This window comes from Corynebacterium sp. UMB4614 (genome assembly GCF_030217065.1).
GTDB lineage: Bacteria > Actinomycetota > Actinomycetes > Mycobacteriales > Mycobacteriaceae > Corynebacterium.
This window is the reverse complement of sequence record NZ_JASONC010000024.1, coordinates 1-19,498: the sequence shown is the minus strand read 5'-3', so window position 1 is coordinate 19,498 and position 19,498 is coordinate 1. Positions and strand designations below refer to the sequence as shown.

At 64.6% G+C, this 19,498-nt stretch carries 17 protein-coding genes and 5 tRNA genes; 10 read left to right on the top strand and 12 right to left on the bottom strand.

The annotated features are described in order from the left end of the window. Positions 1–138 precede the first annotated feature (138 nt). The 4 genes from QP413_RS08985 to QP413_RS08970 all read right to left on the bottom strand — a co-directional run bounded on the left by QP413_RS08985 (position 139) and on the right by QP413_RS08970 (position 1,633). A tRNA-Pro gene (locus QP413_RS08985) sits at positions 139–212 on the bottom strand. Positions 213–330: 118 nt separating this feature from the next. Beyond that, positions 331–405, bottom strand: a tRNA-Gly gene (locus QP413_RS08980). Positions 406–524: 119 nt separating this feature from the next. Continuing rightward, the gene (locus tag QP413_RS08975; protein WP_012360630.1) at positions 525–998 is read right to left on the bottom strand and encodes a ribose-5-phosphate isomerase; all 474 of its coding nucleotides are present in this window, start codon (positions 996–998) and stop codon (positions 525–527) included. A gap of 5 nt (positions 999–1,003) precedes the next feature. Next, positions 1,004–1,633, bottom strand: coding sequence for a disulfide bond formation protein DsbA (locus QP413_RS08970; protein ID WP_284781497.1), 630 nt, complete (start codon positions 1,631–1,633; stop codon positions 1,004–1,006). A gap of 163 nt (positions 1,634–1,796) precedes the next feature. On the opposite strand from QP413_RS08970, the gene pepN reads away from it, so the two are divergent. After that, positions 1,797–4,463, top strand: coding sequence for an aminopeptidase N (pepN, locus tag QP413_RS08965; RefSeq protein WP_284781495.1), 2,667 nt, complete (start codon positions 1,797–1,799; stop codon positions 4,461–4,463). A 175-nt stretch (positions 4,464–4,638) separates the two neighbouring features. Next, a complete protein-coding gene (locus tag QP413_RS08960; protein WP_148812369.1) occupies positions 4,639–5,049 on the top strand; it encodes a globin in 411 nt (136 codons plus the stop codon). On the opposite strand, the gene QP413_RS08955 is transcribed toward QP413_RS08960, so the two are convergent. From QP413_RS08955 to QP413_RS08930, 6 genes are all read right to left on the bottom strand, one after another. Beyond that, positions 5,046–5,828 (bottom strand): hypothetical protein, encoded by a 783-nt coding sequence (locus QP413_RS08955; protein WP_284781494.1) that lies wholly within the window; start codon positions 5,826–5,828, stop codon positions 5,046–5,048. The two genes, QP413_RS08960 and QP413_RS08955, sit on opposite strands and share 4 nt — an antisense overlap. Positions 5,829–5,856: 28 nt before the next feature. Then, positions 5,857–7,062 (bottom strand): RtcB family protein, encoded by a 1,206-nt coding sequence (locus tag QP413_RS08950; protein WP_284781493.1) that lies wholly within the window; start codon positions 7,060–7,062, stop codon positions 5,857–5,859. A 70-nt stretch (positions 7,063–7,132) separates the two neighbouring features. Further along, entirely contained in the window at positions 7,133–8,158 is a 1,026-nt protein-coding gene (locus tag QP413_RS08945) for an LLM class oxidoreductase (RefSeq protein ID WP_284781492.1), read from the bottom strand. A 56-nt stretch (positions 8,159–8,214) separates the two neighbouring features. Beyond that, positions 8,215–9,885: an energy-dependent translational throttle protein EttA gene (ettA, locus tag QP413_RS08940; RefSeq protein ID WP_012360637.1), complete on the bottom strand. Its 1,671-nt coding sequence runs from the start codon at positions 9,883–9,885 to the stop codon at positions 8,215–8,217. 223 nt (positions 9,886–10,108) lie between these two features. Next, a complete protein-coding gene (locus QP413_RS08935; RefSeq protein ID WP_262368082.1) occupies positions 10,109–10,618 on the bottom strand; it encodes a single-stranded DNA-binding protein in 510 nt (169 codons plus the stop codon). Between the two features lie 337 nt (positions 10,619–10,955). Next, on the bottom strand, positions 10,956–13,256 hold the full coding sequence (locus QP413_RS08930; RefSeq protein WP_284781491.1) for a cytochrome c oxidase assembly protein: 2,301 nt from the start codon (positions 13,254–13,256) through the stop codon (positions 10,956–10,958). Between the two features lie 103 nt (positions 13,257–13,359). Here QP413_RS08930 and QP413_RS08925 point away from each other — a divergent pair. The 5 genes from QP413_RS08925 to QP413_RS08905 all read left to right on the top strand — a co-directional run bounded on the left by QP413_RS08925 (position 13,360) and on the right by QP413_RS08905 (position 15,767). After that, positions 13,360–13,433: transfer RNA gene (locus QP413_RS08925), tRNA-Arg, on the top strand. A 170-nt stretch (positions 13,434–13,603) separates the two neighbouring features. Then, the gene (gene cmrA / locus QP413_RS08920) at positions 13,604–14,449 is read left to right on the top strand and encodes a mycolate reductase (RefSeq protein WP_284781490.1); all 846 of its coding nucleotides are present in this window, start codon (positions 13,604–13,606) and stop codon (positions 14,447–14,449) included. Positions 14,450–14,483: 34 nt separating this feature from the next. Next, positions 14,484–15,113 (top strand): oligoribonuclease, encoded by a 630-nt coding sequence (orn, locus tag QP413_RS08915; RefSeq protein WP_284781489.1) that lies wholly within the window; start codon positions 14,484–14,486, stop codon positions 15,111–15,113. 171 nt (positions 15,114–15,284) lie between these two features. Continuing rightward, positions 15,285–15,360 (top strand) — tRNA-His (locus tag QP413_RS08910). Positions 15,361–15,500: 140 nt separating this feature from the next. Then, the gene (locus tag QP413_RS08905; protein ID WP_284781488.1) at positions 15,501–15,767 is read left to right on the top strand and encodes a PLDc N-terminal domain-containing protein; all 267 of its coding nucleotides are present in this window, start codon (positions 15,501–15,503) and stop codon (positions 15,765–15,767) included. On the opposite strand, the gene QP413_RS08900 is transcribed toward QP413_RS08905, so the two are convergent. After that, positions 15,764–15,973, bottom strand: coding sequence for a heavy-metal-associated domain-containing protein (locus QP413_RS08900; protein ID WP_012360645.1), 210 nt, complete (start codon positions 15,971–15,973; stop codon positions 15,764–15,766). The genes QP413_RS08905 and QP413_RS08900 overlap by 4 nt on opposite strands. Before the next feature lie 151 nt (positions 15,974–16,124). On the opposite strand from QP413_RS08900, the gene QP413_RS08895 reads away from it, so the two are divergent. Continuing rightward, positions 16,125–17,114, top strand: coding sequence for a squalene/phytoene synthase family protein (locus QP413_RS08895; RefSeq protein WP_284781487.1), 990 nt, complete (start codon positions 16,125–16,127; stop codon positions 17,112–17,114). A 10-nt stretch (positions 17,115–17,124) separates the two neighbouring features. Here the strand turns inward: QP413_RS08895 and QP413_RS08890 are convergent, their stop codons facing one another. Beyond that, entirely contained in the window at positions 17,125–18,348 is a 1,224-nt protein-coding gene (locus QP413_RS08890; RefSeq protein WP_284781496.1) for an Ig-like domain-containing protein, read from the bottom strand. Between the two features lie 335 nt (positions 18,349–18,683). Between QP413_RS08890 and QP413_RS08885 the strand changes: the two genes are divergently transcribed. Together QP413_RS08885 and QP413_RS08880 are read left to right on the top strand one after the other, a co-directional pair. After that, positions 18,684–18,760 (top strand) — tRNA-Lys (locus tag QP413_RS08885). A 191-nt stretch (positions 18,761–18,951) separates the two neighbouring features. Next, a complete protein-coding gene (locus QP413_RS08880) occupies positions 18,952–19,239 on the top strand; it encodes a hypothetical protein (protein ID WP_284781486.1) in 288 nt (95 codons plus the stop codon). Positions 19,240–19,498 lie beyond the last annotated feature (259 nt).

Here is a 19,498-nt window from a genome sequence, read left to right as displayed (position 1 = left end):
TCAATCGGCATCCAAAAAGGCCACATCTAACCCCGCGACACGCCGGAGTCAGACACACATTTTGTCGTTTAACCCGCGCTTGACCAGCCTAAACACAAGAAAACCCCTAGTCCGAAGACTAGGGGTGAACCTTTGCCGTCGGGGCAACAGGATTTGAACCTGCGACCCCTCGCTCCCAAAGCGAGTGCGCTACCAAACTGCGCCATGCCCCGGCCACACTTTCGCGAACCTAAGCTCGCGTTGCGTGCGCTCTAACCATACGTTAGCCCTGGGGAAAGTCCAAACCGCTGTGTGCAGCCTGGAATCCCCCGCTATAACCGCTGGTCAGAGTGGAGGGAACGACGGGAATCGAACCCGCGTCTTCAGCTTGGAAGGCTGAGGTATTAGCCACTATACGACGTTCCCAGAAAGCAATCTTCGCATCATGCCGGCCCGGCGTGAGCACGAAGCTTGCTGTGGATAGACACCCTACACGATGGCGCGGTCAACTACCCAACCGGCGCCACCGGGGTGAGCCGTGGAGTTTAGGCCTCCGGAAGGGCCGGAGCCTCACCGGTCTTCTCGTACTCAGCGAGGATGTCGATACGACGCTGGTGGCGCTCCGCCTCGCTCCACTCCTGGGCGATGAAGGCGTCCACGATGGCCAGTGCCTCCTCCTCGGAGTGCATACGGCCGCCCAGGCCGATCAGCTGGGCATTGTTGTGCTCGCGGGCGAGCTTCGCGGTCTCCACGGACCAGGCCAGCGCGCAGCGTGCGCCCGGTACCTTGTTCGCGGCGATCTGCTCGCCGTTGCCCGAACCACCCAGGACGATGCCCAGGGAGCCTTCGTCGGCAACGACCCGGCGGGCTGCCTCGATGCAGAAAGCCGGGTAGTCGTCGTTCGCGTCGTAGGTGTGTGCACCGCAGTCGATGACCTCGTGGCCAGCGGCCTTGAGGTGGTCTGCGATGAGGTTTTTCATGTCAAAACCGGCGTGATCGGCACCAAGATAAATTCGCATGATCTTTAGCCTACCGCAGTCTCCGTGGCGCTCGGATCCTCCGTGCGGGTCCGCTTGAGCTCGAAGAAGTGCGGGTAGCTACCCAGGGTGACGGAGGCGTCGAAAAGCTGGCCTGCCTGCTCCCCCTTCGGCACGCGGGTCAGCACAGGGCCGAAGAAGCCGCGGCCGTCGATGTCCACGATCGGGGTGCCGACCTCGTCGCCAACCAGGGAGATTCCGTGCCGGTGGGTCTCCTTCAGTTCGTCGAGGAATGCGTTCTCGGCGTGGGGGCGCAGCCCGATGCGGTCGATGAAGCCCTCCGGCAGGTCGAGCTTCTCCACGACCTCGGCGATGAGGTCGTCGTAGCAACCGATGTAATCCCGCTCGCCGCGGTTCTCGTTGTGGATGGCCTCGCCCATCAGGGTGTAGTAATCGGCGATCTGATCCGGGTGCTTGGTGTAGATCGCAGCAGCGGCCAGCGCCGGTGCCCAGGCTGCCTCCATGCGGTCCATGTAGGCGGGGTCGAGGTCGCGGCCGTCGTTGAGGACGGACAGGCTCATCGGGATGAAGTTCACCTTCACGTCGCGGACCTTCTCCACCTCCAGCAGCCAGCGGCTGGTCACCCAGGCGAAGGGGCAGGTGACGTCGAAGTACATGTTCAGCTCGTTCGTGGTGGCCACGGCGGGCTCCTTTCCTTTTCTTCTTCTGTTCTTCCCGCCACTGTATACATCTCGCCGGACTCCACGTTTTCTTAACGACGACGCCCTCGGGTGCAAGGAGCGAAAATCCGTGTCCGGGCCCGCGCGTAGGGTGGAGCGCATGACCTCAACGAATCTCACTCAGACCGAAGCTCAGGCCCGCGCCGAGCTGATCTCCGATGTCCACTACACCGTGGAGCTGGACCTTTCTGCCGGCGAGGATATGCAGCGCGAGCAGTTCCCGAGCCGCACCACGATCGACTTCCGCTCTGGCGCTGGCTCCACCTTCGTGGATTTCCGGGCGCGCGAGGTGAACTCCGTCCACCTCGATGGGAAGGACATCACCGAGCAGGCCATCGGTACCGGCGACTACGACGCCACCGCGGGCATCGTCCTTGCTGATCTTGCTGAGGGCGAGCACCAGCTGGTGGTGGACGCGCTGGGCGATTATTCCGTCACGGGCGAGGGTCTGCACCGCTTCCAGGACCCTGCGGACGGCAATATTTACCTCTACTCCCAGTTCGAGACCGCCGACGCGAAGCGTGTCTTCGCCTGCTTCGACCAGCCGGACATCAAGGCCACCTACTCGCTGAGCGTGCGTACCCCGCAGCCGTGGCGCGTCGTGACGAATAACGTGGTCGCCACCGAGGCCGAGGGCGACACGGTGCTCCACCGCGCGGAGGTGGACTACCTGCTGTCCACCTACCTGATCGCCTTCTGCGTTGGCCCGTGGCACGAAGTCACCGACGAATGGCGCGGCGAGATCACTGCTCACCCGGAGACCTCCGACGAGGCGCTGGCGGCAGCGCGCACCCGTGGCGAGATCCAGAACAGCGGTTCCCAGACCGTTCCGCTGGGTCTGTACTGCCGGCAGTCCCTGGCCGAGCACCTGGACGCTGAGGAGCTGTTCACCGTCACGAAGCAGGGCTTCGACTACTACTCCGAGCACTTCGGCATCGCTTATCCCTTCTACAAGTACGACCAGGTGTTCTGCCCGGAGTACAACATGGGCGCGATGGAGAACGCAGGCGTGGTGACGATCCGCGACGAGTACGTCTTCCGATCTGCGGCCAGCCACTATGAGTACGAGCGCCGTGCGGACACGATCCTCCACGAGCTGGCGCACATGTGGTTCGGCGATCTGGTGACGATGACCTGGTGGGATGACCTGTGGCTCAACGAGTCCTTCGCCACCTGGTCGGCCGCCATGAGCCAGGCGAATGCCACCCGCTTCGACACCGCGTGGGTGACCTTCGGCAACAAGGAGAAGGCCTGGGCCTATGCCCAGGACCAGCTCTCCACCACCCACCCGGTGTTCACCGATGCCTCCGATATCGTCACCGTGGACGCCAACTTCGACGGCATCACCTACGCCAAGGGCGCGAGCGTGCTCAAGCAGCTCGCCGCCTACGTGGGCCTGGAGGCCTTCTTCGCCGGGGTGCGCACCCATTTCGCGGCACACGCCTGGGAAAACGCCACCTTCGACGACCTGCTCTCCGCGCTGGAGCGCTCCAGCGGCCGAGACCTCTCGGACTGGGCGGATCAGTGGTTGAAAACCACCGGCATCAACACGCTCAAGGCCAGCTTCGACGTCGTCGATGGCGCTTACCGGAACTTCGCCGTCGAGCAGAGCGGGGCGGCCCCGGGGGCCGGCGAAACCCGTACCCACCGCATCGGCATCGGCATCTACCGCACCGACGACGACGGGCAGCTCAGCCGCATCACCCGCGTGGACGCCGACGTCGCTGGGCCGACCACCGCGATCCCAGAACTGGACGGCACCCCGGCGGGTGAGCTCGTCATCGTCAACGACGACGACCTGAGCTACGCCTTCATCGAGCTGGACGCAGATTCCCTCAAGGTGGCGACCGAAAACACCACCGCGATCGCCGACCCGATGCCGCGCTCCCTGATCTGGTCCGCGGCCTGGAACATGACCCGAAATGCGCAGATGCGCGCCCGCGACTTCGTGGCACTTGTTGCCCGCGGTGCCGTCGCGGAAACCGAGATGGCGGTACTGGAGCAGGTTCTCGCGCAGTCCCGGGTGGCGGTGAGCGCCTACGCTACCCCGCAGTGGCGCGAGCAGGGCTGGGAACTGCTGCGCGAGGCCTTCCTGCGCGGCATGAAGGAAACCACTGGCCAGGCGCAGCTGGCCTTCGCCCGCGCGTTTGCACACAGCGTCCACAGCGCCGAGTCCGCCCAGATCTTGCAGGAGCTGCTCGGCGGAGACGCGGCGAACTATGCGCCGGGGCTGGAGATCGACCAGGACCTGCGCTGGCAGTTCCTCATCGCCCTGGCGGCCAGCCAGGAAGAAAGCGGGGAGACTGAAGAGCAGATGGCGGCGCGGATCGCCGAGGAGGAGACCCGCGATGCATCCTCCTCCGGTGCGATGCTGGCGCTGGAGGCACGCTCGGCCGTCCCGACCGCCGAGGTCAAGGCCGCAGTGTGGGAGGAGATCACGCAGCGTGGCTCGCAGCTCTCCAACCTCGCGCTGCGGCACCGCATGGCGGGGCTGACCCGGGTGGGTCAGGGCGAGCTGCTGCAGCCCTTTGGCCCTAGCTACGTGGCCAATGCCGCCCGCCTGTGGGAGGAGCTCAGCCCGGAGATGGCGCTGCGAACCCTCTCCGGCATCTACCCGGCCTGGGACCTCAGCGAGGAGACGGACCGCCAGGTCGCCGAGCTGATCGAAGCCCCGGATACCCCGGCCGGATTGCGCCGCACCCTGCGAGAGGGCCGCGACCGAGTGGCTCGCGCCAAGACCGCCCAGGCTTTCGACGCCACCGAGTAGTGGCTTAAGACGTGGTGCCGGAGCCAGCTCGAGACTAGACGGCCCGCGGCTACAGCCGGGAAAACGCTAGTCTCGGGAGGAAAGAACCAGCCGCGGCGGGGGCTCCGGCCCCGTTCGCGTGCACCGATGGGTGGCCCGAATGGCAGGCACCCCAGAGAGGAAAAGTTAAGGAACAATGGGCACTTTTTATGATGCAGTTGGGGGCGAGGAAACCTTCCGCACCATCGTGTCCGAGTTTTATAAGCAGGTGAAGGACGACGACATCCTGGGCCCGATGTACCCAGCCGACGACATGGCGGGTGCTGAGGACCGGCTGCGCTGGTTCCTCGCGCAGTACTGGGGCGGGCCGGAGACCTTCAACGAGAAGCGCGGCCACCCCCGCCTGCGGATGCGCCACGCCCAGTTCCACATCGACGAAGCGGCTCGCGACCGCTGGCTGGAGCTCATGGCTAATGCCATGGAGACCGTGGACGAAGAGACCCTGCCGGCCGAGCACCGAGCCGCGATGTGGAATCACATGGAGCGAGTAGCGCAAATGCTGGTCAACGAGCCGACCATGCGCTCCGGCCGCTCCTGGGACGCCTAAGGCAGACGCGCCAGTCCCCCGGGGCGGGGCGCATAGAGGGTGCCGAAGACCCCGTCCAACCGGATCCAGGATCCGGTGGCGGCCACCCGCACCACGTCGAGTTGGCGCCCTGGGTACTTCTCCTGCAGCGCGGCTGGCGGTGGGTTGATGACGCCCGTCGCCCCGGCTGTGGCGACCATCCGGCCGGTGATGTTCACCAGCTGGGGTGTTGCTCCCCCGGCCGGATTTCCGTTCGAGGTCGACTCGGAAGAGCCCTGCCCAGCCTCGCTGGTGACCTCCACCAGCTCCTGGTCCAGCATCGAAGGGGCTAGCCCTGCGGGTCCGCCGCGCAGCTCGTGCTCCTCCTCCATCTCGCGGTAAACCTCCCGCAGCACCTCGGCGGGCACCCAATCCACCAGCTGGAAACCGCTGACGGGTGGCAGGGCGCCCAGCCACATCATGTCCACGCTGGTGCCCAGATCGAAGGTGGCGTCGGGCTCACCTGGCCCGCCATCGGTGCCCGCGGAGCCCGTCCACTGCTGCAGCGCATCCTTCACTGCTGCTGCCCGCACGACGGTCGAGTCGGCGTCGTCGTCCTGTCCGTCCAGCACCGCCCCGGGCAAGCGCTGGCTGAGAGCGCAACCAAGTGGGGTGGAGAAGAAAATGTCCAGGCCATCCGGCAGCGGGCGCAGCCGGGCGAGCGCCTCGGGGTCCATGCTCAGCACCCGCTCCGCCACACTTGCGATTCGACGCGCCACGGAGCGCGGGGCCTTGTTCACCATTCGCAGCTGCACACTCATGGCCACCAGCCTAACCACACGCCTAAGGCTATGTGCCCTTGAGGTTCAGCACCTGGCGCAGCTCGTGGACGACCTCGACCAGGTCGCGGGCATCCGCCATGACCTGATCGATGGGCTTATAGGCGTCCGGGATCTCGTCCACCCACGCCGCGCCCGGCCGGTAGACGATGCCGGACATCCGCTGGTCAAGGTCCTCGGCGGTATAGCGCTTCTTCGCAGCCCGGCGCGAGAGCACCCGGCCGGCGCCGTGTGGGGCTGACCAGAAGGCCTGCGGGTTCCCCTTGCCGCAGGTGACGTAGGAGCGCGCACCCATGCTGCCGGGGATAAGACCTGGGCGGCCGGCTTCCGCGTTGATGGCCCCCTTCCGGGTCAGCCACAGCGTGTTCCCGTCGATCGTCACGGGTTCGGTGTAGTTGTGGTGGGTGTTGATGCGCTCGACTTCCACGGCGCCATTTTCAGCGTTGCCCTGCCCCGTCGCGCCCTGCTCCCCCATCGCGCGGGCCAGCTGGTCAACGAAGCGGTCCATCATCTCCTCGCGGTTGGCCAGGGCGAAGGACTGCGCCCAGTGCAGCTCGGCGATGTATTGATCGAATTCCGGGGTGCCTTCCCGCAGGTAGGCGTGGTCGCGGTGCGGCAGCTCGATGCCCGCCTCGGCGCATTGCTGCTGGGCGATGCGGATGTGTTTCTGCGCGATCTTGTTGCCCACTCCGCGGGAGCCGGAGTGCAGGAAGCACCAGACCCGACCCAGCTCGTCGATGCACAGTTCAATGAAGTGATTGCCGCCGCCCAGGGAGCCGAGCTGCTCGCGCCATTTCGGGGAGTGGGACAGGTCCACCCCATCGCTTTTGGCGTGCTCCTCCAGCTCCGCGATCCGGCGTGCGGTGTGGTCCAGGTGGATCTTCTTGTTGTAGTTGCCCGGCGAGAGCGGAATCGCGCGTTCCAGTTCATCGCGCAGGGCGACGAGGTCGAGGTCGGCGATGTCTGCTTCCGTGTACTTCGTGCGGGCGGCGATCATGCCGCAGCCGATATCCACGCCGATCGCTGCGGGGATGACCGCCCCTGCGGTGGGGATGACGGTGCCCACGGCGCTTCCCATGCCGAAGTGGGCGTCCGGCATGAGCGCGACGTGCGGGGTGACGATGTCCAGCGTGGCCAGGTCGATGGCCTGCTGTTCGGTCCCCTCATCGAGGATGGATGCCCAGGACAGGACGCGGGGCGCGATCTTCTTCGGCATGGTCTTCCTTTCTTTTTCCTGTGGGCGGTGGTTTCTGCTCTTCGCAGGACGTTCGTTGCGTTCCCAGGGGCTATCCGGTCACCTTCGGTAGCACGTGCTCGGCGATCTCTTCGATCTGCTCGCCGGCCCGGCTTGTGGAGCCCAGCAGGTTGATGCTGACGTGGTTGATCCCGATCTCCCGTTGGGAGTTCAGCAGGGAGACCAGGGTATTTCGCCCGAGCCGGTAGCCGAAGGTTCCGCCCTGGGCGGGGGCGTCCGGGTCCTCGTGCAGGTCGATCCACATCGCCTCCAGGAAAGGTTTGAAGGTCTCTTCCCCGCACGCGTCGACGACGGCTGCGCGCCACTGGTCGACGTTCTTCTGTTGGATGGCGAGTCCCTTGTGGTACATGAACCAGCCGTCGGTGTGCTCGGCTTTCCACTCCAGGCTCTGCTGACAGGAGCCGGTGGCCAACACGGGCACGTGGTGGGCGGTGGGTTTGGGGAGCACCTCGGCCCCGCCGACCTTGCCCTCGGACCAGCGGATCGGTCGCATGCTGGTGCGCAGCGCTTTGGTGTAGACGGCGAGGTGCTCACGGAAGCGTTCGTCCCTGGCGCCCTGCTCCTGGTTGAATGCGGGGAACTCTTCCGGCCGGTCGCCGGTGGCGATGCCCATGAGGAAACGCCCGCCACTCAAGCGGTCCAGGCTTGCGGCCCGCTTGGCCATCAACAGGGGGTGTTGGAAGGGAACGACGATCGCTGCGGTCCCCAGCGCGATTGTCGAGGTCTGCGCGGCGATATAGCTCAGGTGCATCCAGGGGTCGTAGACCTGCCCGTCGTCGCCGAAGGTTTCCACGCTCAGGGGGATGTCGCGTGCCCAGACAGCAGAAAAGCCGCCGTCCTCGGCGAGACGAATCAGGCGTAGCTGTTCGGCGAGGTCGGCGGCGGGCTCTGCACTACTCCCCGATCCTGCTGGGCTGGCTACCTCCGTGGGGCGTTCGTTATCGCGGCGCCCGATGGGCAGGGAGAGCCCCACCGACAGCCGGCCGGGAGCGAAGTTGCGCTGGTAGCCAGGCAGCTCGGTGATGGGGGTATCGGAGATTGAACGCAACGGGGTCATACCGCCCACGCTAGTACAGCGCGAGCAGCAAAGCCCCTGCTTAGCGGGCTAAGCGCTTAGCGGGTCAGGCGGCGGTGCGTGACGCGGGACGGACGTGCCGCCTCCGGGCCGAGGCGCTCGACCTTGTTCTTCTCGTAGTCCTCGAAGTTGCCCTCGAACCAGTACCACTGGCCCTCAGCAACGTTGCCCTCCCAGGCGAGGATGTGGGTACAGGTACGATCCAGGAACCAGCGGTCGTGGGAAATCACGACGGCGCAGCCCGGGAACTTCTGCAGCGCGTTCTCCAGGGAGCCGAGGGTCTCGACGTCGAGGTCGTTGGTCGGCTCATCCAGCAGGATCAGGTTGCCGCCCTGCTTCAGGGTCAGCGCGAGGTTCAGACGGTTGCGCTCACCACCGGAGAGCACCTTGGACGGCTTCTGCTGGTCCGCACCCTTGAATCCGAATGCGGAGAGGTATGCGCGGGACGGCATCTCGTTCTGGCCGACGACGATGTAGTCCAGGCCGTCGGAGACGACCTCCCACACGGTCTTCTCCGGGTCGATGTTCTCGCGGTTCTGGTCCACGTAGCTCAGCTGCACGGTGGAACCGACCTTGACCTCGCCGGAGTCCGGCTCCTCCAGGCCAACGATGGTCTTGAACAGCGTCGTCTTACCCACACCGTTCGGGCCGATGACACCGACGATGCCGTTACGCGGCAGGGTGAAGGAGAGATCCTTGATCAGAACGCGGTCGCCGAAGCCCTTGGTGAGGTTCTTGACCTCCACAACCTGGTTGCCCAGGCGCGGCGGGGTCGGGATCTGGATCTCCTCGAAGTCCAGCTTGCGGTACTGCTCGGCCTCCGCAGCCATCTCCTCGTAGCGCTCGAGGCGGGCCTTGTTCTTCGCCTGGCGGGCCTTGGCGCCGGAGCGGACCCAGGCCAGCTCCTCCTTCAGGCGCTTCTGCAGCTTGGCGTCCTTCTTACCCGCGACCTCGAGGCGCTTGGCCTTGGTCTCCAGGTAGGTGGAGTAGTTGCCCTCGTAGGGGTAGAGCTTGCCGCGGTCGACCTCACAGATCCAGCCTGCGACGTGGTCGAGGAAGTAACGGTCGTGGGTCACGGCCAGGACGGCACCCTTGTAGTCGGCCAGGTGCTTCTCCAGCCACAGGACGGACTCGGCGTCCAGGTGGTTGGTCGGCTCGTCGAGCAGCAGCAGGTCCGGCTCGGAGAGCAGCAGCTTCGCCAAAGCGACGCGGCGACGCTCACCACCGGAGAGGTTGGTCACCGGCTCGTCGGACGGCGGGCAGCGCAGGGCCTCCATGGCCTGCTCGATCTTGGAGTCGACCTCCCAGGCGTCGGCGGCGTCGAGCTCCTCCTGGAGCTTGCCCATCTCCTCCATGAGCTCGTCGGTGTAGTTGGTCGCCATCTCCTCGGCGATCTGCTCGAAGCGCTGCTTCTTTTCGAAGATGTCGCCCAGGCCCTCTTCGACGTTCTCGCGGACCGTCTTCTCCTCGTTCAGCGGCGGCTCCTGCTGCAGGATGCCCACGGTCGCGCCCGGGTCGTGGAAGGCCTCACCGTTGGAGGGCTGGTCCAGGCCCGCCATGATCTTCAGGATCGAGGACTTACCGGCGCCATTGGGTCCCACGACGCCGATCTTGGCGCCCGGGTAAAACATCATCGTGACGTCATCGAGGATGACCTTGTCGCCGTGCGTCTTGCGCACGTTCTTCATGGTGTAGATAAATTCGCCCACGGTGAACTACTTCAGCCTTTCCGTTGAAGAAAAAGTTCGATAAATCGCTGCCCCATAGTCTACGTGTTCGGCACCGATTTCAAGATTCCCCGACTGCCCTGTCAGCTTCAGCAGCTGCTAGGACGGCAATAGGCCGGGGCTCCCCCTTTTTTAGCCCCGGCCTATGCTGCCCGCCCTTCCAACGGATCCCCCCCCCGATCCCGGTGGAAAAGCGAGAGGTTCCTTAGAACGGTGGCGCAGCCGCACCGACGAGTTCGCGCTCCTCTGTCTCGCTTCCCGCTTCCACGTTGTCCGCCGGCGCCCCTTCGGCCTGCGACGTGGCCACATCGGCGTCATCCTGACCAGACTGCTGCTTATTTCCCACCGGCTCCTCGCGTGTGACCGTCACCCGCCTCAGGCCCATGTCTGCCCCCACGTGGCTCGCACGGATACGCAATGCGGAACGCTTTTCCCCACTATCCTGCGCCGTCCACGTGGACTGGTAAAGCCGACCCACCACCACGACCGGCATGCCCTTATAGCCATCGCTGACCACGTTCTGCGCCAGCTTCCCCCAGCACTGCACCGTGACAAAGGTGGGGCTGCCGTCCACCCACTGCCCGTTCCGGTCCTGATAGCGGTGGTTGACCGCCATGCGGAACACGGCCATCGCCGCGTCCTCGGTGCGGTGCTTCATCTCCGGGTTGCTCACCATGTTTCCGGTGAGGTGAATTGTTGCCATCTGGCTGCTCATCGTGGACCACTCCTTCTTCGCGTGAATTGCTTGTCCCCCACCGGCAGTTAGCTCCCCCGCCGGCAGGTCCTTCTTTGAGTACCGCGCCGCGGATGATTCTGCGACGCGTAGCCATTGGTTTACCGAATGCCCCGGCCAGCACACCTGATTCGCGCACCCACGCTGTGGATAGCGTTCCCGGCATGTGAGAAGTCCACAGAGCCACTCACATGGCTCTTGACGGCCCGTGCCCGCCGTGACATGTCCGCCGCATTGCCCTGCAGGCCACAGTGAATAACAAAGAAAGGGACGCCACCAGGCGGGGCTGGTGACGTCCTCGAAAGAAACGGTGACGGGGCTAGTCGGCGTCCTCGGCGGAAGCGTCGTCGGACCTAGTACCGGAGTCCGGGGCCGGGCGCTGCGACCGCGGGGCCTGGCCATAAGCACCCGGGATGTTCGCGCCGTACTCCGGGGACGGCAGATCGGTGAACTTCTGCCCCTTGCGGCGGCGGACCTGTTTGCGGCGACGCTGCTTCTCGGTGTGCAGCTGGCTCTGCACGGACTCGGTCTCGTAGTCGGCGGTGTAGTACTCCTTCTCGCCGAAGTCCCCGCCCTTGCCGGCCATGCTGGCCAACATCGCGTTATAGGCCTGCAGATCCTGGCCACCGGTGCGGTCCTGGTGGCGGTCATAGCGCTTCGCCTCCCGGTCCTCGGAGCGATACCACTGCACGCCGTGGGCGATGGAGACAATCAGCAGCGGCAGCTCACCCAGGCCCCAGGCGATCGCGCCACCCACCCACTGGTCGTGGAGGATGTCCAACGCGAAGGGGAAGTCCAGCCGCTGGTAAAAGTCCGCGTTCATCGGACTGCGCATCTGCATCAGGGCGATGCCGAACCAGGCGTGGAAAACCACGGAGCCGAAGAGCACGAGCATCTTATTGAACGCGGAGATGTGGCGCGGGGCGGCGTCCACACCGATGATCACCCAGAAGTAGATGTACCCGGAGATCAGGAAGTGCCCGATCATGAACAGGTGGCCGGAGTGGTTGCTGCCCATCCAGTCGAAGAGGGTGGACAGGTACAGCCAGTAGAAGCCCACGACGAACTGGATGCCCGCGACGATGGGGTGGGTCCAGAAGCGCGAAATCGGGTTGTTGATGAACACCACCAGCCACTCGCGCGGCCCCGGCACCCCATCGCGACCGGCGGCGGGAAGTGCTCGCAGGAAGAGGGTCATCGGGCCACCGAGCGCCCAACAGATCGGGACCACCATGGCCAGGATCATGTGCTGCAGCATGTGCGGGGAGAACATCGCCATCGCGTACATGCCCAGCCCGGAGCTCGTGGCGTAGAGGAGGAAGACGTTGCCGGCAGTCCACCACAGCAGGCGGTTGAGTGGCCAATCCTGCCCCTTCTTGCGCAGCGTGAACCAGGCCCACATGTACAGGACTTGAAGGATGATCGCGCCCACGCCGTAGATCAAGTCCAGGCGGAACATGCCGAACATGTGCAGGTAGTTCGGCGGTTCGGTGATGCGGAAGCCCAGCAGAATGTCCATCGTGGTGATCTCGATCTGCTGCGGCAGCGGGGGCGGGATACGGGACAGGGAGATGGCCACGCCGATAGCACCCGCCATGACCAGGACCTCTCCAATCGCCAGGCGGCTAAACGCCTTACGCGCCTCGGCAGTGGAGCTGCCGCCCTCCCCCTCGGCGGCCTCCAGCTTCGGGATGACCGACTTGCGGTGCAAGTAGCCACACACCAGCAGGACGATGCCGAGCACCGCCTTGGCGGTGATGACCAGGCCGTAGTCGGTCGTCAGCCACTCAGAAAAACGCACGCGGATTGCAGCGTTCACCAGGCCGGAGAGAACCACCGCAACGAAAGCCCAGAAGGCCACGAAGCTGTAGCGTTTCGTGATCAGCGCCAGGTGCGGGCCGCGGCGCTTCGCGTGCGCGACCAGGGCCATCAGACCACCAACCCACACGGCGGTGGCCATCACGTGCCACAGCAGGGAATTCACGCCAAAGTCATGGTTACCGCCAGAGGCAGAGTGCCCATCCAAGGCAAGGGGGATCATCGTGCACAGCGCCAGGGCCAGGAAGACCGGCTGCCAGATCCACTTGCGGGTCAGCAGGGAGAAGAACCAGGTCAGGCCAGCGATGATCGCCACTGCAAGGAAGGCCTTTGCCGTGGAGACCTGCTGAATCGCCACACTCCACAGATCTGGCTTCAGGGTCTCCTTCAGCGGCGAGCCCGAAACATCGGACATGTACAACGGAATCAGGAACAGAGCGCACACGGCCCACAGGAACATTCCCCACTGGCCGGTACGGGCGGCGGCGTAGCCGTCGTAATCTAGGTAGCCGTCCCCCCGCGGCGGGGCGCCGAAGGCGCTCATCAGGAACCCGCCCACGCCCATGCAACCGATCAGGGTGGCGGCGGAACGCAGGAAGGGCAGACCGAAGGTCGTCGCGGTGCCCGGATCCGGCACGCCGAGGGCGGCGAGGGACTCGCCCAAGAACTCAACGCTGATGACGGCGCCGACGATGCCAGCCACGAGCGCGGCGGCAATGTAGACGAGGATCGGCGGGCCTAGTTTCTGTGCACCGCTCCCCGATCGGGCGGGGGCGGCCGCGTTCTTCACAGGCGCAGACATGTCTCACACAATACCCCCCGACCTGGTGATTACCATTTCCCCAGGCATCAACTAACCTATGGTGCGTGGCAGCGCCCGGAGGCCGGGAAAACGCTTGCTGCATGCCTCCGTAGCTCAGTGGATTAGAGCAGTGGGTTTCTACCCCATGTGTCGCGGGTTCGAATCCTGCCGGGGGCGCTTTGTGCTTTGAAGAGTCGGCTACCTCGCTGGCAGCGGTCGCCTAGGATTGACGCAGCACGGTTCTTAACACTCGCCGCCCGCACACACTCGCGTGGCTTGCTGCGGTGAGCGAGAACCCCGCGCAGGCGATAGGTCTGCGCACCCATCCGCCAACGTGAGGAGCCTTCTTGACCACCGAGCACAGCATCCCCCACCCCCGGGCTGGCACTTTCGCCCTCGTCACCGGCGCATCCTCCGGCATCGGCGAAGCCCTGGCCCTCGAGCTGGGGCGCCGCGGGCACGACCTCATCCTCGTTGCCCGATCCACCGGCCCCATGGAGGCCATCGCCGAGCAGCTGCCCGGCCGGGACGTTCGCATCCGCTCCGTCGATCTTTCCGACGCCGCCGCCCGCGCGGAGCTCATCTCCGAGGTCGAAGACCTAGACGTCAACATCCTCATCAATTCCGCCGGCATCGCTACCTTCGGTGACTTCACCGACCTCGACTACGGCGGGGAACGCGCCCAATTCGAACTGAACGCCACCGCCGTATTCGAGCTCACCGCCGCCGTCCTTCCTCGGATGTTGGCCCGCGGTGAGGGTGGCATCGTCAACGTCGGCTCCGCGGCCGGAAATATGGCGATCCCTGGCAACGCGACCTACGTGGGCACCAAGGCCATGGTCAACACCTACACCGAGGCCCTGCACTACGAGCTGAAGCCCAAGGGCATCAAGTGCACGCTGCTGGCCCCAGGCCCCGTGCGCGAGGAGGTCAAGGAGGAAGAGAAGAAGACCGGCGTGGATCGGGCTGTGCCGGACTTCGTCTGGACCACCTACGAGGACTGCGCCATCGAAACACTGGAGGCGCTGGCCGCGAACAAGCTGCGCGTCGTCCCTGGTCCGCTGTCGAAGGCGATGAACTTCCTGTCCACCTACGTCCCCCGCCGCGTGAGCGCGCCGATCATGGCGAAGCTCTACCGCAAGATGGCGGCCGAGGTCGCGGCGGAGGAAGCGGCGAAGAAGAAGCAGAACTAAAAGAAAGCAAGCACGAAGGAGCCCAAGGAGCACAGTGTCCACCCCCAATCAGGTAGCGAAGAACGACCGCATCGTCTGGGCAGACTGCGAGATGACCGGCCTGGATCCCGACCGCCATGTCCTGGTGGAGATTGCGGTGATCGTCACCGACGCCGAACTGCGACCCCTCGACGAGGGTATCGACCTGGTCATCCACGCAACCGAGGACGAGCTCGCCGAGATGGATGACTTCGTGCAGAACATGCACGCCCGCTCGGGGCTGACGGAGCAGATCCGCGAGTCCACGCTCTCCCTCGCGGAGGCGGAGCAGCAGGTGCTGGAGTACGTGCAGCGTTACGTGGAGGTCGAGCGGGCCGCGCCGCTGGCGGGCAACTCCATCGGCACGGATCGCCGCTTCATCGCGAAGTACATGCCGAAGCTGGACGAGTTCCTGCACTACCGCATGATCGACGTCTCCAGCATTAAGGAGCTCGCGCGCCGCTGGTACCCCAAGGTGTACGCGGGCCAGCCGCAGAAGGGGCTTTCCCACCGCGCTCTGGCTGATATCCAGGAGTCGATCCAGGAGCTCGCGTTCTACCGGCACGCGATCATGGTCGACACACCCGGCCCGGATAAGGGGCAGATCCTTGCAGCCGCTGAGGCCGCGGTTGAGCCCTGGGCCTAGGCCAGGGAAATCGTTCGGTGCTCGTTCATAAGGACGACGCCGCGTTCCACGGGGTCACTGTTGCGCGGTTGCACGGCGGGGAGCTTCCAGGTTCCGGGGCCTCCACGCTGGCGTTTTGGCGCTTTTGTGGTTCTGGCCTAATATAGTTCTCGCTGTCTTAGAACAGTGATGGTGACTGTAGTTCAGCTGGTAGAGCACCAGGTTGTGATCCTGGGTGTCGCGGGTTCGAGTCCCGTCAGTCACCCCAGAGAAAGTCCCCGGCAGGGTTCACCTGCCGGGGACTTTGCGTTGCTGCGAGACCTTCCGCAAACGAGCGCGAACCCTCCCCCTGCCCCCCTAAGCATTCAACCCCTGCATTCGGGCCCCGCGGCATTATAGTTAGAGGTCATGAAGCTTATTCTCGCCGCTGGGGACTCCCTCCCCATGGAGGGCGATAACACGATTCCGCCGGCATATGACCTCTTGTGGGCAGGGCTGGCGGTCGCTTGGGTCGCCCTGCTAGCAACTGCGCTGATCCTGTTGTTTAAGGATCAGAACACGCCCCGAGCCGCCCTGCTGTGGTTCCTCGCGATCCTGGTGTTTCCGATTCTCGGTTCGGTGGTCTACCTGTTCACGCGGAACCGGAGGAACCGGCAACAGCGCCAGCAGGTTTAGGCGCGCGCCGCGTCGTAGCCAGCCTCGTCGATAGCGGCGATGATCTGCTCCTCACTGACGGTGCCGTCGTTATCGAAGGTGGCGGTGCCCTTCTCAGCGGACACAGCGATGTCGCTGAGCCCGCCCAGCGCGGAGAGCTCCTCGGTCACCGCGGCCTCGCAGTGCCCGCAGCTCATGCCCTCAACCTTGTAAACCTGTGCAGCCATGACTGCTCATCCCTTTCTCTTTTTCTTGCTTCGCTTTCCTTAGCGTGAGCGCAGGGAGCGCCCCCGCTGGAGCACCACCAGCCTACGCGGGACTGCCCAGAAGATGCGGGCGATGGTCGGCTGCACCCGGTGGGCTAGAGTCAGATCCATCATGAAGCTTCCCCACCGTCCGCACCCCAGCCCCACGGAGAAGTACGCCACCGTAGCCCAGCGCGCGGCTGCTGAGGTCATTAGGGGATATTCCACCAGCTTTTCGATGGCCTCCTCCCTGCTACGCGAGCCGGTGCGCACCCACGTGCGCAACCTCTACGCCATGGTGCGGGTGGCCGACGAGGTCGTCGACGGGGTCGCCGCCGGTGCCGGACTGAACGCCGAGGCCACCCGCGCCACCCTCGACGCCTATGAGCAGGCGGTGTACCAGGCCTGCGACCGCGGCTTCAGCACGGACCTGGTGCTGCACGCCTTCGCCCGCACCGCCACCGAGTGCGGGATCGAGGACGCCGACGTGCGGGATTTCTTCACGTCGATGCGCCAGGACACTCTCGTCGCGGTGCACGACGCCGAGAGCGTCGACTCTTATGTCCACGGTTCCGCCGAGGTCATTGGGCTGATGTGCAACGCCATCTTCGCCGCGGACTCCGCCAGTCGCGGGCGCCCGTGGTCCGCGCAGCGCCGCAGCCAGGCCAACGAGGGAGCGCTGGCCTTGGGGCGGGCTTTTCAGAAAGTGAATTTCCTCCGCGACATAGCCGAGGACACCCAGAAGCTGGGCCGGAACTACGTCTCGGGCGAGGCAGTGACCGACCAGCCTGCCAGCCCGGGCGATCCGTCTCACACGAACAACGCCACCAGTGCCACCCCACGCGAGACCCCCGCCCCCGCAGCCGCTCCCCTCACCATGCAGCAGAAGGCCGCCTATATCGCGGACATCCGCGCCGACCTCGCCCTGGCGGAGAGCGCCATCGGCCTGCTGCCCGCCACCGCGCGGACAGGGGTTGCAGCCGCCCACGCGCTGTTCGCCGAGCTCACCGAGCTGCTGGACCAGGCCAGCGTCGCAGAAATCATGGCGGGCCGGATCCGGGTCTCCGCGCCCCGCAAGGCCGCCGTCACCGCCCGGGCCGCGGCCCGGGCGTGGCGTGCCTAAACCCCCGTAACTAGTACTGCGGGCCGTCGCCGGCGTTACCGGCCTTCCAGGTCGCCCAATCGATGTTCCAGTCCCCCAGGCCGTCGTAGCCCGGCAGCGTGGGCCCCGTGGAGTTCTTCACCGTCACGATGTCCCCGCGCTTGAAGTTCTGGTACACCCAATTCGCGTTCTCCATCGACAGGTTGATGCAGCCGTGCGAGGTGTTCTGGCTGCCCTGCGCCCACACCGACCATGGGGCTGCGTGGATGTAGATCCCGGAGTAGCTCATCTGGGTCGCATAAGAAACGTCCGTGACGTACCCACCCTCCGCTTCGGAATAGCCGAAGGTATTGGAGTCCATCGTCAGCGCCTCATACTGGTCGCCGATCTGGTAGACGCCATTCGGGGTGGCCCACTGCGTGTTATCGCGGCCGTTGGACGTCGGCATCGTCTTCAACGTCTGACCGTTCTTCGTCACGGTCATCGTCTTCGCGGCGTCGTCGACGACGGCGCGGACATCGTCACCGATGGTGAACTTCGCCTTGCGGTCGTCCGCGGAGTAGAGGCCGTCGCCGAGGTCCACGCCGCGCAACTTCGCGTCCACGGTGACCGTGGTTCCCGGCTTCCAGTAGTGCTCCGGGCGCCAGCGAACCTCAGTATTGCTGATCCAGTAGAACGCACCCTCCACTTTCGGCTCGGTCTTGATGCTGATCGCGTCCTGGACAGCCTTGCGATCTGTGGGAACGGAGTCGAGCTTCAGCGCGATGGACTGCCCCACACCGACCGTGACCCCATCCAGCGGCGCGAGATAAGCGTTGGTCAGGACATTGGGCTGGATCGTGGTGAAGGTCTGGTTCAGGTCCGTCGCACCGTTGGTCGCCGTGAGGGTGTAGCTCGAGCCGTATTCCATTCCGGCCGTGCTACGCCATTCGGTCTTGTCCTTGTTGAGCTTGCCCTCGATGGTGTTTCCCGCGCTATCCATCAGACTGACGTCGGACAGTGCCTTGTCGGAGGTCAACGTCACGGTCTCGGTGGGGTTCACGCCCTCGGCACCGTCCTTCACGGAGGCGGTGATTCCGACCTTCTTCTCCTGCGCTTCTTCCGTAGCCGGGGTGTCATCCTTCGTACGGTCGGTGTCAATCGTGCACGCGCCGAGCGTGACAAGGCTGGCTGCTGCGACGGCGCCGACGATGGCGCGGCGGGGGTTCAATGCACGTCCGGCCTGGCGCTGACCGATTCGCGAAAGAAAGGACATCATGGGCTCCCAGGTAGGGCGCTGCCGGCTTCCAGCCTTCCCCAGTGGTGTCCGCTCACACGGTGGGCGGGCAATGGAAACATTCGGCAGCAGTTCACGCGGGTTTTGCCACCGCGGTGGGTGGCGGGTCCGCTGGCAATTTCTAATACCCGGTTAGCTTAGCCGGTCAGGCAGACAAACCGGAGGTACAACGTGGGAAGTTTTAGAACACTGTTATAAAACCGCTGTTTCTGCGTCATGACCAGGCGATTTGCCAAGTTTTAAAAAGCCTAATATAGTTTCATCTCGTTGCCACGGAGAGCACATGCAAGGCAGTGTTCACCTCGCAGCAAGATGGGCCATTAGCTCAGTTGGTTAGAGCAACTGACTCTTAATCAGTGGGTCCGGGGTTCGAATCCCTGATGGCCCACCACTGATAATCTCCCGGCAGGTTTTCCTGCCGGGAGATTTTTCTATTCCAGCCCCAGATTGTACGCATCACTCGCCCCAGCATCCGTCAAAAATCACACCCGGCGACTGGGTATCCTTGGAAGCGAAGAGGCCATCGCAACCTGCCGAGCTTGACACGCCTGGCGCATCACCGCGAGGCCTTCCCGCGAGAGGGTGAGGAAAATCAACAAGAAGTTTCAAAGCGCTGCTGAGCTCTATGCATATTTCCGGGAAAAATACCCCGTCGAAACACAAGTTCATGATGAATTCGACGAAAGAGCCGTTCGCTGGGCTAATGAATCAGGCGAAGGCGGCCTCTACGTCGATGCAATGGATATCCTGATCGGCAGATTCCGTGACTACTACGACGAGGAAATCAGAAACATCATCCGCGATAACTTCGATCTCTTGTGGGGCTACGACCCCGACGAGTGGCTCGCGGAGAAAGTAGGGGCCCTCTAACCCCCCTGCTGCATAACTTCATATCGGCCACCTGGACGGGTAAAGCCGGGGTTCGAATCCCCGCATGGCCTCTGCAAAACCCCATTCCCTTAGAAGACACACAACGAGCCCGGCGCTCGCGTCACAAGAGGGGGTGGGGTTTTGCTATGCCCAAAACATGACTGTCGCACTCCCAGGAGGAGCTGGGGTTGCCCGCAAATGGTGGACACGTAGTGGAGCTACCTCATAGTTAGGCAGCTGTTTCTTCTTCGTTGGTGGT

Bases quoted from the DNA above. Each gene is read 5' to 3' on its own strand.
- QP413_RS08975 (WP_012360630.1), bottom strand. From the start codon at position 998: ATGCGAATTTATCTTGGTGCCGATCACGCCGGTTTTGACATGAAAAAC.
- QP413_RS08970 (WP_284781497.1), bottom strand. From the start codon at position 1,633: ATGTACTTCGACGTCACCTGCCCCTTCGCCTGGGTGACCAGCCGCTGG.
- pepN (WP_284781495.1), top strand. From the start codon at position 1,797: ATGACCTCAACGAATCTCACTCAGACCGAAGCTCAGGCCCGCGCCGAG.
- QP413_RS08960 (WP_148812369.1), top strand. From the start codon at position 4,639: ATGGGCACTTTTTATGATGCAGTTGGGGGCGAGGAAACCTTCCGCACC.
- QP413_RS08955 (WP_284781494.1), bottom strand. From the start codon at position 5,828: ATGAGTGTGCAGCTGCGAATGGTGAACAAGGCCCCGCGCTCCGTGGCG.
- QP413_RS08950 (WP_284781493.1), bottom strand. From the start codon at position 7,062: ATGCCGAAGAAGATCGCGCCCCGCGTCCTGTCCTGGGCATCCATCCTC.
- QP413_RS08945 (WP_284781492.1), bottom strand. From the start codon at position 8,158: ATGACCCCGTTGCGTTCAATCTCCGATACCCCCATCACCGAGCTGCCT.
- QP413_RS08935 (WP_262368082.1), bottom strand. From the start codon at position 10,618: ATGAGCAGCCAGATGGCAACAATTCACCTCACCGGAAACATGGTGAGC.
- QP413_RS08930 (WP_284781491.1), bottom strand. From the start codon at position 13,256: ATGTCTGCGCCTGTGAAGAACGCGGCCGCCCCCGCCCGATCGGGGAGC.
- QP413_RS08905 (WP_284781488.1), top strand. From the start codon at position 15,501: ATGAAGCTTATTCTCGCCGCTGGGGACTCCCTCCCCATGGAGGGCGAT.
- QP413_RS08900 (WP_012360645.1), bottom strand. From the start codon at position 15,973: ATGGCTGCACAGGTTTACAAGGTTGAGGGCATGAGCTGCGGGCACTGC.
- QP413_RS08895 (WP_284781487.1), top strand. From the start codon at position 16,125: ATGAAGCTTCCCCACCGTCCGCACCCCAGCCCCACGGAGAAGTACGCC.
- QP413_RS08890 (WP_284781496.1), bottom strand. From the start codon at position 18,348: ATGTCCTTTCTTTCGCGAATCGGTCAGCGCCAGGCCGGACGTGCATTG.